The sequence below is a fragment of the endosymbiont of Galathealinum brachiosum genome, from assembly GCA_003349885.1.
Lineage (GTDB): Bacteria > Pseudomonadota > Gammaproteobacteria > SZUA-229 > SZUA-229 > SZUA-229.
Genome location: QFXC01000004.1, coordinates 65,562 through 77,344 on the forward strand (window position 1 = coordinate 65,562; position 11,783 = coordinate 77,344).

Below are 11,783 nucleotides of genomic sequence, written 5' to 3' on the forward strand. Positions count from 1 at the left end.
TTTAAATTACTATTAACCATACTGGTTAGCCTGTTATCAGGTTGCGGGGAAATGCCTAAGCGCTGGGACCCGCAGGGTTATACTGTAAAACGTGGCGATACGCTTTATTCCATAGCCTGGCGTTATGAAAAGGATTTTCGACAGGTTGCCGAAATCAATAATATTCAGTCTCCCTATGCAATTTATCCCGGGCAGCGTCTGCGAATGCAGCCAGCAGATAAAGATGGGACGACGACGGATGAAATCAGACCTCAGGTATTAACTGAACCGGAAACCGGTAAGGCTATTGTAATTGAAACGCCTGAAGAGCAAGCAGTTGTAGCCTCGGCAACTGTGAGTAGAAAGAAAGCATCTCATGCAACGGTACAGAAAAATGACACACTGTATGGAATTGCCCGCCGTGAAGGTTATAGTCATCATCAGTTAGCCAGATGGAATCATCTGCAGCCTCCTTATGCATTAAAACCGGGTCAGAAATTACGCCTTAGTCCAACTGCTAATTCTTTAGGCGGTCAATCAACGTCTATTGCCGCGGTTAAGCCGGTAACTAAACCGATTACCAGTTCGTTAAGAAGTACATCAGTGAAAGCTGTGCCAATTACGGCATCTGTAAGTAAAAAGCCTTTACCTGTAAAAGTAGATCGTTGGCACTGGCCTGCTAAAGGTCGAGTCGTTAAAACTTATAAAGCGAATGAGCCATCAAGAAAAGGTATTGGTATTACGGGTAAATCAGGTCAACCCGTTAAGGCAGCTGCTGCAGGCACGGTGGTATACAGTGGTAACGGGCTTATAAATTACGGTAACCTTGTTATTATTAAACACAGTCATTCCTTTTTAAGCGCGTATGCTTACAATCAGTCTTTACTGGTAAAAGAGGGTGATTCTGTAAAGCGTGGTCAGTCGATTGCAAGAATGGGTAAACTGAATAGTAAACCCCAGCTTCATTTTGAGATTCGTCGAAATGGAAAACCTGTGAACCCCCTACATTATCTCCCCAGGTCCTGAAGAAGTTAGTCAAAACCACCCAAATGGGTTAGTTGTCAAATAAAAACAGACAAAAATAGGTAAAATTGGACGAAATATATAAAAAAAGTCATTTATTTCTTGTTTTATGCTTTAATTTGGATTACAAAGGATACATAAGTTAGTGATTTAAATGAACTTATTATTCTTTTCTAATATAACGAGGGACTTATATAAAACAATCTAGACCTAAATTATAATAATCTAGCTCACGTGGGGAGGGCTACATATGACTGCAATTTGTGAAAAAAAACTACCAGAAGAATTAGAGCAAGCAGGACTAAAGGTTGAGGATGATAACCAGGAAATGTGTCTTGACGATATCGTTAAAGATGAGGAACTGGAATCAACTAAAAATATTGTAAAGGAATCAAAAACAGCAGCAAAAACAACAGCTGCTAAAAAGAAATATACTGCAGGAAGCGTTAACAGAAAGGAAATGGATGCAACTCGATTGTATCTTCGTGAAATTGAATTCTCACCATTATTAACTGCGAAAGAAGAAGTTTACTATTCGCGTCTGTCTCGAAAAGGGGTCGGGTCAGCACGTAAGAAGATGATTGAATGCAATCTTCGACTGGTAGTAAAAATAGCTCGTCGCTATATGAATCGTGGTTTAGCATTACTGGATCTGATTGAAGAGGGGAATCTGGGTTTAATCAGAGCAGTAGAAAAGTTTGATCCGGAAAAAGGCTTCCGTTTCTCTACTTATGCAACATGGTGGATTCGTCAGACCATTGAACGCGCGTTGATGAATCAAACTCGTACAATACGCCTCCCCATACATGTTATTAAAGAACTTAATGTTTATTTGCGTGCTTCTCGTAAACTGGAGCAAACAATTGAGCATGAGCCTACGGCTGATGAAATAGCTAAACTGGTTGACCGCCCTGTAGCAAATGTTGAAAAGATGCTGGGTTTACGTGACCGTGTTTCATCTGTTGATGTTCCTGTTGGTAAGGAAAATGACCGCCCACTACTGGAAATTATTCCAGATCAGGCAAATCCTGAACCATCTTCAATTTTACAGAATGAAGATGTAATGGCTAATCTTGAAATGTGGTTAAACCAGTTAGATGAAAAACAACGTCAGGTTGTAGTTCGCCGTTTTGGTTTACATGGTTATGAGCGTACAACACTGGAAGAAGTGGGTCGTGAATTAGGTGTAACACGTGAACGTGTACGTCAGATTCAGATGGATGCACTGCGTCATTTACGCAAAATTCTGGAAAGCCATGGTTTCTCAGAAGAGTTATTGCTTAATGATTAATATCGAATAACTAATAACTATAATCGTTGTATTATTAGGGAGGCTTTTAGCCTCCCTTTTTTATGGGGGTTATCTTAATAATTTTAAGAGTTAGCTAAACTCTATAATATTATTCCAGCTATAACCACTCTATCTTCAGACACCAGTACATTATAGGTTCTGCAGCATGCACCTGAATCCATAAACTCAACGCCTATTCCCAGCTCAATGGCAGTGGCATAACTAGAGGGGTGTGGAAACGTCAGTGATTTACCTGTGCCGATTAAAATAACTTCGGGTTTATGTTGAACTAACTCCTGCCAGTTCTCAGGAGTCAGTTCATCTATATGTTTAATTCCCCAGTCAGCAATGAGCAGGTTGTTGCCAACAATCAGGCTGTTACTGTAAGTCTGGCTGTTAACATCAATTGTATTTTCGGTAAATGAACGAATGACATTGGTACCAATAGCATAATCTTCGCTAAATTTCATTTTTGCCTTTTACTCTTTAATGTCTGTTAATTGATTATACCACCCACATATATCTTACGGGTGTGGAATCTAAAAGCGTTTCCCTATATTATCCATTGCAATTATAGAAACATTACAAGCCAGCATGATCTGGCAGCGGAGTAAAAATACATGCAAGCCGTCAAAATTGGTTTAATGGGCCTTGGAACTGTAGGTGGAGGCACTGCCACGGTTTTAATTAGAAACTGTGAAGAAATAGCACGTCGAGTAGGGCGTAAGCTGGAAGTCGTTCATGCAGCAGCGCGAGATATCGCTGATCAGACTATATTAGATGGTTCAAAAGTTAAGTTATCAGAAGATGCAGCCAGTGTTGTTAATGACCCTGATGTTGATATCGTTGTAGAACTAATAGGTGGTTATTCGCCTGCTAAAGAACTGGTGCTGCAGGCAATTGAAAATGGCAAACATGTTGTTACAGCAAATAAAGCACTTATTGCAATGCACGGCACTGAAATTTTCAAAGCAGCAGAAGCAAAAGGCGTTATTGTTGCATATGAGGCAGCCGTTGCAGGTGGCATTCCTATAATTAAAGCTATTCGTGAAGGTCTGGCCGGTAATAAAATTGAATGGCTTGCGGGTATCATTAATGGTACTGGTAATTTTATTCTGACTGAAATGCGTGATAAAGGCCGTGATTTTGATGATGTGCTTAAAGAGGCTCAGGCTTTAGGTTATGCGGAAGCTGATCCGACCTTTGATGTTGAAGGTATTGATGCTGCGCATAAGTTAACAATACTTGCATCGTTATCATTCGGTATACCTTTACAATTTGATAAAACGTTCACTGAAGGTATCAGCAAAATCACCCGTGAAGATGTTAATTTTGCAGAAGAGCTGGGTTATCGTATTAAACACCTTGGTATTGCACGTAAGACGGATAAAGGTATCGAGATGCGAGTTCATCCGACATTGATTCCTGAAAAACGTTTAATCGCAAATGTTGATGGTGTTATGAATGCTGTTCTGGTTAAAGCCGATGCGGTTGGTTCAACGCTTTATTATGGTGCAGGTGCAGGTGCAGAACCGACTGCGTCAGCTGTTGTTGCTGATCTAGTTGATGTTGCCAGAGCGATGGACTCAGATGTTAATGATCGTGTTGCGATGCTGGGTTTCCAGCCTGCATCTTTACAGGATACGGCAGTAGTATCAGCAGATGATTTTGAAACTTCTTATTATGTTCGTATGCTGGCAGATGATCGTCCTGGTGTACTTGCTGATGTTACTCGAATTTTTGCTGATAATGATATTTCAATTGAAGCGGTTATTCAGAAAGAACCGGATGAAGGACAGACGCGTGCCTGTTTAATCATGATGACATCATTAATTGTTGAGAAAAATATGTCGAAAGCACTGTCTAAAATTGAAGCGTTAGATTCGATTGAAGGTGATGTAGTTAAGATACGTTTAGAACATCTTAGCTAAAAATTTTATAAAATTAACTATGATTAAATCACTCCCTTTGCTTAAAGGGAGTATTAGTTAAAAAGTTAAGGAAACCTGTTAAGTATTTATAGGAATTTCTTTATCTTTAATATTTCGATTAATATCTAGAGAACCGAAACTTCTTTTTGGTTTGCAATGTATAACTTATTTTTAAATAATACTTAATACAACCCGGGATAAATCAAATGAAAATAAAAGCAGCTGTTGCATGGGAAGCGAAGAAACCCCTGTCTATTGAAATGATAGATATTGAAGGTCCTAAAGAAGATGAGGTTTTACTTAAAGTGATCGCATCCGGTGTTTGCCATACTGATGCTTTTACACTATCGGGAAATGACCCAGAAGGGGTTTTTCCTGTTGTTCTGGGACATGAGGGTGGTTGTGAGGTGGTTGAATGTGGCCCTGGTGTTAAAGACCTGAAACCCGGTGATCATGTAATTCCTTTGTATATACCCGAGTGTGGCGAATGTGAATATTGTCATTCACCAAAAACTAATTTATGTCAGTCAATCGCGTCAACTGTCTGGACAGGTTTTATGCCTGACGGAACACGACGTTTTTCTATGAATGGTAAACCCATCTATCACTACATGGGTTGTTCAACCTTTGCCGAATATACTGTGGTACCTGAAATTGCGCTTGCCAAAATTAATAAAGCTGCACCATTAGAAAAAGTCTGTTTATTGGGTTGCGGAGTAACGACAGGTATTGGTGCTGTGATAAATACGGCTAAGGTAGAGGCAGGTTCCACGGTCGCTATATTTGGTCTCGGTGGTATTGGTCTTTCCTGTATTCAGGGAGCGGTTATGGCTAAGGCAGAACGGATTATTGCAATAGATATTAATCCTGATAAATGGCCAATTGCTAAAGCACTGGGAGCGACTGATTTTATTAATCCGAATGAATTAAGTGGCAGTGTAACTGAAGCTATCGTTGAAATGACGAATGGTGGAGTAGATTATTCGTTTGAATGCATTGGTAATGTTCATGTAATGCGTGAAGCGCTTGAGTGTACGCATATGGGCTGGGGTGTTTCAACTGTGATTGGTGTGGCGGGTGCAGGGCAGGAAATTTCAACGCGACCATTTCAACTTGTAGTAGGGCGCACATGGAAAGGTTCTGCGTTTGGTGGTGTTAAAGGGCGTACTGAATTACCCGGTTATGTTGATCGTTATATGAGTGGTGAAATTGAGCTGGATAAAATGGTCACTCACAGTATGCCGTTAGAAGATATTAATCGTGCTTTTGATTTAATGCACAGTGGTGAAAGTATTCGTTCAGTTATTATCTTTTAGAGATTTATAAATGAAAAAAATTGAAAGTGTTAAAGAATTCGGTGGCTGGTTAAATCGTTATGAGCATCAGTCTGAAAGCTGTCATTGTAAAATGATTTTTTCAGTTTATTTACCGCCACAGGCAGAAACTGAAAAAGTACCGGTTGTATACTGGTTATCAGGTCTTACCTGTACAGATGATAATGTAAGAACAAAAGCAGGTGCACAGCGTTATGCAGCTGAGTTAGGTCTGGCTCTTGTTATGCCGGATACCAGCCCTCGTGGTGATGATGTTGCTGATGAAGCAGAGCGTTATGATCTGGGAAAAGGTGCCGGCTTTTATGTTAATGCGACTGAGTCTCCCTGGTGTGATCATTACCAGATGTATGATTATGTGACAAAAGAGCTACCTGCATTAATTGAAAAAAATTTACCCGTATTAAAAAATGTAAAATCTATTTCTGGTCATTCAATGGGTGGACATGGCGCTTTGATATGTGCGTTAAAAGAAAAAAATGCCTATCGTTCTGCGTCTGCTTTTTCACCTATCTGTCACCCTGTTAAATCTCCCTGGGGTGAAAACTGTTTCAGTGCTTATCTGGGTAAGGATAAAAATCTGTGGAAAACTTATGATGCTACAGAATTAGTAAAAGCAGGCGCTAACCTTATACCTGTGTTAATTGATCAGGGTACTGATGATGAGTTTCTTGCAGAGCAATTATTTCCTCAGGATTTACAGGCTGCATATGAAGAACAGAATGCTCAGATTACCTTACGAAAGCAGGAAGGTTACGATCACAGTTACCATTTCATCTCTACTTTTATTGGCGAACATCTTGCGTATCATGCAGAAGCTTTAAAAAAATAAAACTATTTTATTTTGTGAGTATTCCAGATGAAACGTTTAATATTTTGAATTCATATAGTTGTTAAATAAATCGCTCCAGTTATCGGGCATATCTATATTGTGTTCTTGCTGGAGTATCTCAATATATTCTTTTCGTGCAATCATTTTTGCACCCAGGCGCTCCAGGTGTTCTGTATATACCTGGGAATCAATTAATTTAAAACCGTTGTTGATTAAAAACTGACAAAGATGAACCAGTGCTATCTTGGATGCATTGCTTTCCCTGCTGAACATTGATTCTCCACAAAATATCTGTCCCGTGTGAATGCCATAAAGGCCACCAACCAGCTCATCACCACTCCAGCACTCAACGCAGTGTGCGTGTCCTGCATGATGCATGTCGATATAAGCCTGACGCATTTCATCTGTAATCCATGTGCCCGGTTGATCTTTGCGGGGCTGATTACCGCATAGTGAAATAACCTGCTCGAATTCTGTATCCATGCGGATTTCGAATTTATGATTACGTACGTTTTTAGCCAGACTACGACTTATTTTTATCTCTTCTGGAAATAAAACAAAACGTGGATCAGGGGACCACCATAAAAGAGGCTCTCCCGGGCTGTACCATGGAAAGATGCCGTTTTTGTATGCTCTTGTCAGTCGTTCTATCGAAAGATCGCCACCGGCCGCTAATAAACCCTGTGGTTCATCCAGTGTTGTTTCTACATCAGGGAAGTTCGCAGATGATTTGGGGTCTAACCATTGTAATGAGATCATCTGTAAAGTTTAAGAGAACTGCTACAATCAGACAATAACTATATTAATTCAGGTAAGTTAAATGCAGGAAAAATCTCTGGCAGAACTCTATGTTCTTATGGTGGAGCCATCTAAATCACAGGCTAAATTTATACATCGTGAATTGAAAGCTGCGGGTATTACTCATTTTGATATTGCAATTGATGGTACGTCAGCAATGGAAACTATGTCTCAATTTAAACCTGATCTAGTTATAAGTGCTATGTATTTACCAGATATGACAGCAACAGAGCTGGTTCATAGTATGCGTGAAGATAAATATCTCACTGATGTATCATTTATGCTGATATCCAGTGAAACCGGTTTTGATTCTATTGATCCAATAAGGCAGGCTGGCGTTACCGGTATTTTACCCAAGCCATTTAGCTCTGATCAGTTAAAAAGAGGATTATATAATACACTGGATATTCTTATTCCTGATGAACTGGATCTGGGAGAGTTTAATGCTGAAGACCTAAAAGTATTGATTGTAGATGATAGTACGATGGCCAGAAATCATATTAAACGAGTTCTAAAAGGTCTGGGTATAGCAAATTTTACAGAAGCAGATGATGGTGCGAATGCAGTGCCTTTACTTGAAGAACATTTTTTTGATTTTGTTGTTACGGATTACAATATGCCCAAAATGGATGGTAAGGAATTATTAAGTCACATTAGGAGTAGTAGTAATCAACGATCAATACCGGTTTTAATGGTTACATCTGAAGGTAATCAGGGGAATTTAGCCGCTGTCGAACAGGCGGGTGTATCAGGCATATGTGATAAACCGTTTGAAAGTGATACGGTTAGGGCTTTGATACAGAGAATGATGGCCGATGTTTAAGGCATAGCCGTAAGTCTGAAGTCATTAGTCTTAATTCAATAGTAGGCTTCAGCTATTAACCTGATAAATAGTCATGTTTCTGTTTTATCAAAACTAGATGTAGACTACAAGCCAGCAGTATCTCTACAGATCAGTTTAAAGGGCTTACGACTAAAGACTTCTGACTTACGACTATCTTTAATATACAATTCTCCTCGTTATTAAAAACCAGACTTAATTCAAAATAATGCGCAAACACATCGAGACATCCAGCCGTTGGCTTATTTCACATAAAGACTGGAAAGCAAATCTGGTGTTTATGCTGGGTGGTGCCGCTGTTGGTCTGGTTGCTGTCTTCATGGCGGTATCAAGTGACTGGGCTAATCATACTTTTTTTCACATGGTTGAAAAAAACAGTTATTTTCCTTTTATTGTTTCACCTCTCGGTTTGATTTTAATTGTTTATCTCACGCGAAAATATTTTCCCGGTGCAGAGGGAAGTGGTATACCTCAGGTTGTTGCAACACTTGAACTTGGTCACGAGAAAGAGCGCAGTGTTTTATTAACCATGCGCATTGCATTTGGCAAAGTCATGTTATGTATACTTGGTTTATTAAGTGGTGCCTCAATTGGTCGGGAAGGACCGACAGTTCATGTTGGTGCGGCTATTATGTTTTCTTTAAGACGCTTCGTTCGTTTTCGAATGTATGATATGGAGAGGGTATTAATAATAGCAGGTGGAGCAGCGGGTGTTGCGGCTGCATTTAATACACCTTTAGCCGGTATTGTTTTTGCGATTGAAGAATTAAGCCGGTCATTTGAAGTGCGCACCCGGGGTTTAATGTTAGCGGGTGTAATGGTTGCAGCCATTGTTGCTATCGCAATTTTAGGTGATTACACTTATTTCGGCAGTACCAGTGCAACGATTGATCTAGAAAATGCAGTTATTCCTGTGCTTGTTTGTGGCATTGTTTGCGGCTTACTGGGTGGCGTATTTAGTTTAATGTTAATTCACGGTAGTCGCCTCGTGTCTCCATTTAGAAATCAGAACCCGTATGTTGTAGCCGGTTTATGTGGTTTAGCAATCGCTTTTATTGGTTTCTCTTCAGGGCATCTAACCTATGGAAGTGGTTACGAAGAAGCTAAATCTATAATGAATAATACCGGCGAAATAGGTGCTGAATATGGTTACTTAAAATTGCTGGCAACTTTTGTATCATATCTGAGTGGAATACCCGGTGGAATATTTGCACCATCGTTAGCAACAGGTGCAGGAATAGGTGTTCATATTTCGGAATGGTTGGTTAATTACCCGTATGGTGCAATTATTCTTTTTGCAATGGTAGGTTATTTTGCAGGTGTTGTTCAGGCACCAATAACTGCTTTTGTGATTGTAATGGAAATGACAGATCAGCATGAACTGATTATGCCGTTAATGGTAACTGCCTTCATTGCAACGGGAATTTCTAAATCAATATGTAAGACGCCAATTTATACAACATTGGCAGATAATTTTTTACCGGATGATAAAAAAATATTTGGTAAAAAAGAATAATCAGAGAATCGCTGGTTATTTAAATGGAGAAGCGGCTATTAGATCCTGCCCGTAACTTTCCATTGCACTGGCTTCCATCTGAAGATGTTGCTTTATGATTCTGCTGAATTCAGGATGAAATACCTGATGTGCTGACCAGGTTTTGACGGGTAAAAAACCACGTGAAATTTTATGCTCTCCCTGAGCGCCTGGTTCAAAAGTTTTCAGGCCATGTTTTATACAATACTCTATGCCTGTGTAATAACAGACTTCAAAATGTAAACTGTCATACTCATCGTAACATCCCCAGTGTCTTCCATATAAAGTGTCTTTGCCTTTTATGCAGATAGCCCCCGCAACAATATTGTTTTCATGATAAGCAAAAATAATGACTAGCGTGTCTGCAATGGATTTAAAGAAATCCAGACTAAGAGTAGGTGAGCCAGATTTTTTTGCAAAGGTTATCTGGTAAAAATAGTAAATTTTTTCCCATTCAGAATTATCAAGTTCTGTTCCATTAAGGGTTTTAATGATGATTCCCTGATCGGTTACTTTTCGTCTTTCCTGTTTTATATTTTTGCGTTTTTTCGATTTTAATGTACTTAAAAAATCATCAAAATCCTGATAATGACTGTTTTTCCAGTGGAACTGGTAATCAAACCTGTTCAGTTCTGTGTGTTGTAAAAGTATATTGAAATCATCCTCAAGGTTAAATAACCAGTGTGTGCCTGAATAATTGTTTTTTTCGGAAAAATTCAGAGCAAATTTTACCAGTGTGTTTTTTATTTCACTGTTGTTGTCTTTAGCCAGAATTCGAGGTCCCTGACAGGGGGAGTAGGGGATAGAAATGACCAGTTTGGGGTAGTAGTTAATTCCTGAGCGTTGATATGCATCAGCCCAGGCCCAGTCAAATACAAACTCACCATATGAGTTATGTTTCTCGTAAGCGGGCATTGCGCCTATTAGTTCATTGTCATCTGAATGAATTAGAAAATATTTTGGAAACCAGCCAAATTTTTCAAGGCACTGGCCTGTTTCAAATGCGAGAAGGAATTTGTGTTGAATGAAAGGGTTGTCATCACCGGCTAAGGCATTCCATTGATCTGCTGGTATGTCTTGAAGTGATTTAGCTATGCTGAGTTGCATGGGTGCATCCATCGTCAGCTAAAGCTAACTCCTACAGATAAGCTCTTTGTAGGCGTTAGCTTTGTTCGCGACTGATTTAATCTTCCAGTTCGTCCAGAAATTTCTCAGCATCTAATGCGGCCATGCATCCTGCGCCCGCAGATGTTACTGCCTGTTTGTAAATTTGATCTGCTACGTCACCTGCAGCAAAAATACCGGGAATAGATGTGGCTGTTGCGTTGCCTTTGTTTCCAGCATTAACAGTAATGTAACCGTTATCCATTTCTAACTGATCTGTAAAAATACTGGTATTAGGTTTGTGTCCAATAGCAATAAATACACCGGCTAAATCGATGTCTTTAGTGCTGTCATCTTTGGTGCTTTTAATTCGTATGCCGGTCACACCTGTCTTATCACCTAATACCTCATCAAGTGTGCTATCCCATGCAATGGTTACATTGCCATTTTCTGCACGTTCTTTTAAACGATCAGCAAGTATTTTTTCTGAGCGGAACTGGTCACGTCTGTGAACAATGGTTACATGGTCTGCTATATTGGCTAGATATAGTGCTTCTTCAACAGCGGTATTACCACCGCCTATTACGGCTACATTTTGGCCTTTATAGAAAAAACCATCACAGGTAGCACAAGCCGATACACCTTTGCCTTTAAATGCTTCTTCTGACTCCATACCTAAATACATTGCACTTGCGCCTGTAGCAATAACCAATGCATCACAGGTGTATTCAAATGAATCACCGGTTAATTTAAACGGACGTGAACTTAAGTCGGTCTTGTTTATGTGATCAAAAATAATTTCTGTGCCGAATCTTTCAGCGTGTGCTTTCATGCGCTCCATTAATTCCGGGCCCTGTACGCCTTCATTATCACCGGGCCAGTTATCCACTTCAGTTGTTGTGGTTAATTGTCCGCCCATTTCCATGCCGGTAACTATTACCGGGTCAAGGTTGGCGCGTGCAGCGTAAACTGCAGCAGAGTAGCCCGCAGGGCCTGAGCCCAGAATCAGTAGTTTGCAATGTTTGGTTTCGCTCATGAACATCTCCAGAAAAGCGGGTTATATAAATTTGCCGATATTCTAGCAAATCTTTCTTAAGTAATCCTTAGTCTTAAATAAAA

Annotated in this window: 11 protein-coding genes; 7 read left to right on the top strand and 4 right to left on the bottom strand. The window is 39.8% G+C overall.

Going from position 1 to position 11,783, the window contains the following annotated elements:
- Positions 1-51: 51 nt before the first annotated feature.
- Both DIZ80_02395 and DIZ80_02400 read left to right on the top strand, forming a co-directional pair.
- A complete protein-coding gene (locus DIZ80_02395; protein ID RDH85286.1) occupies positions 52-1,005 on the top strand; it encodes a hypothetical protein in 954 nt (317 codons plus the stop codon).
- A 247-nt stretch (positions 1,006-1,252) separates the two neighbouring features.
- Positions 1,253-2,293, top strand: coding sequence for an RNA polymerase sigma factor RpoS (locus DIZ80_02400; GenBank protein RDH85287.1), 1,041 nt, complete (start codon positions 1,253-1,255; stop codon positions 2,291-2,293).
- Positions 2,294-2,394: 101 nt separating this feature from the next.
- On the opposite strand, the gene DIZ80_02405 is transcribed toward DIZ80_02400, so the two are convergent.
- A complete protein-coding gene (locus DIZ80_02405) occupies positions 2,395-2,763 on the bottom strand; it encodes a hypothetical protein (protein ID RDH85288.1) in 369 nt (122 codons plus the stop codon).
- 150 nt (positions 2,764-2,913) lie between these two features.
- Between DIZ80_02405 and DIZ80_02410 the strand changes: the two genes are divergently transcribed.
- The 3 genes from DIZ80_02410 (at position 2,914) to fghA (ending at position 6,387) form a co-directional block, all read left to right on the top strand.
- Positions 2,914-4,224: a homoserine dehydrogenase gene (locus tag DIZ80_02410; GenBank protein ID RDH85289.1), complete on the top strand. Its 1,311-nt coding sequence runs from the start codon at positions 2,914-2,916 to the stop codon at positions 4,222-4,224.
- A gap of 206 nt (positions 4,225-4,430) precedes the next feature.
- Positions 4,431-5,540: an S-(hydroxymethyl)glutathione dehydrogenase/class III alcohol dehydrogenase gene (locus tag DIZ80_02415; protein RDH85290.1), complete on the top strand. Its 1,110-nt coding sequence runs from the start codon at positions 4,431-4,433 to the stop codon at positions 5,538-5,540.
- 10 nt (positions 5,541-5,550) lie between these two features.
- Positions 5,551-6,387 carry an S-formylglutathione hydrolase gene (fghA, locus tag DIZ80_02420; GenBank protein ID RDH85291.1) on the top strand — a complete coding sequence of 279 codons (837 nt, stop codon included), beginning with the start codon at positions 5,551-5,553 and terminating at the stop codon, positions 6,385-6,387.
- 36 nt (positions 6,388-6,423) lie between these two features.
- Here fghA and DIZ80_02425 read toward each other — a convergent pair whose 3' ends face one another.
- Complete coding sequence (locus tag DIZ80_02425) at positions 6,424-7,146, bottom strand: leucyl/phenylalanyl-tRNA--protein transferase (protein RDH85292.1); 723 nt, start codon at positions 7,144-7,146, stop codon at positions 6,424-6,426.
- Between the two features lie 61 nt (positions 7,147-7,207).
- Here DIZ80_02425 and DIZ80_02430 point away from each other — a divergent pair, with 61 nt between their 5' ends.
- Together DIZ80_02430 and DIZ80_02435 are read left to right on the top strand one after the other, a co-directional pair.
- Positions 7,208-8,008: a two-component system response regulator gene (locus DIZ80_02430; protein RDH85293.1), complete on the top strand. Its 801-nt coding sequence runs from the start codon at positions 7,208-7,210 to the stop codon at positions 8,006-8,008.
- 226 nt (positions 8,009-8,234) lie between these two features.
- Positions 8,235-9,542: a chloride channel protein gene (locus DIZ80_02435; GenBank protein ID RDH85294.1), complete on the top strand. Its 1,308-nt coding sequence runs from the start codon at positions 8,235-8,237 to the stop codon at positions 9,540-9,542.
- A gap of 15 nt (positions 9,543-9,557) precedes the next feature.
- On the opposite strand, the gene DIZ80_02440 is transcribed toward DIZ80_02435, so the two are convergent.
- Both DIZ80_02440 and trxB read right to left on the bottom strand, forming a co-directional pair.
- The gene (locus DIZ80_02440) at positions 9,558-10,679 is read right to left on the bottom strand and encodes a GNAT family N-acetyltransferase (GenBank protein ID RDH85295.1); all 1,122 of its coding nucleotides are present in this window, start codon (positions 10,677-10,679) and stop codon (positions 9,558-9,560) included.
- A gap of 64 nt (positions 10,680-10,743) precedes the next feature.
- Positions 10,744-11,700 carry a thioredoxin-disulfide reductase gene (gene trxB / locus DIZ80_02445; GenBank protein RDH85296.1) on the bottom strand — a complete coding sequence of 319 codons (957 nt, stop codon included), beginning with the start codon at positions 11,698-11,700 and terminating at the stop codon, positions 10,744-10,746.
- Positions 11,701-11,783 lie beyond the last annotated feature (83 nt).

Bases quoted from the DNA above. Each gene is read 5' to 3' on its own strand.
- DIZ80_02405 (RDH85288.1), bottom strand. From the start codon at position 2,763: ATGAAATTTAGCGAAGATTATGCTATTGGTACCAATGTCATTCGTTCA.
- DIZ80_02400 (RDH85287.1), top strand. From the start codon at position 1,253: ATGACTGCAATTTGTGAAAAAAAACTACCAGAAGAATTAGAGCAAGCA.
- DIZ80_02425 (RDH85292.1), bottom strand. From the start codon at position 7,146: ATGATCTCATTACAATGGTTAGACCCCAAATCATCTGCGAACTTCCCT.
- trxB (RDH85296.1), bottom strand. From the start codon at position 11,700: ATGAGCGAAACCAAACATTGCAAACTACTGATTCTGGGCTCAGGCCCT.
- DIZ80_02410 (RDH85289.1), top strand. From the start codon at position 2,914: ATGCAAGCCGTCAAAATTGGTTTAATGGGCCTTGGAACTGTAGGTGGA.
- DIZ80_02395 (RDH85286.1), top strand. From the start codon at position 52: ATGCCTAAGCGCTGGGACCCGCAGGGTTATACTGTAAAACGTGGCGAT.
- DIZ80_02440 (RDH85295.1), bottom strand. From the start codon at position 10,679: ATGGATGCACCCATGCAACTCAGCATAGCTAAATCACTTCAAGACATA.
- DIZ80_02435 (RDH85294.1), top strand. From the start codon at position 8,235: ATGCGCAAACACATCGAGACATCCAGCCGTTGGCTTATTTCACATAAA.
- fghA (RDH85291.1), top strand. From the start codon at position 5,551: ATGAAAAAAATTGAAAGTGTTAAAGAATTCGGTGGCTGGTTAAATCGT.
- DIZ80_02415 (RDH85290.1), top strand. From the start codon at position 4,431: ATGAAAATAAAAGCAGCTGTTGCATGGGAAGCGAAGAAACCCCTGTCT.
- DIZ80_02430 (RDH85293.1), top strand. From the start codon at position 7,208: ATGCAGGAAAAATCTCTGGCAGAACTCTATGTTCTTATGGTGGAGCCA.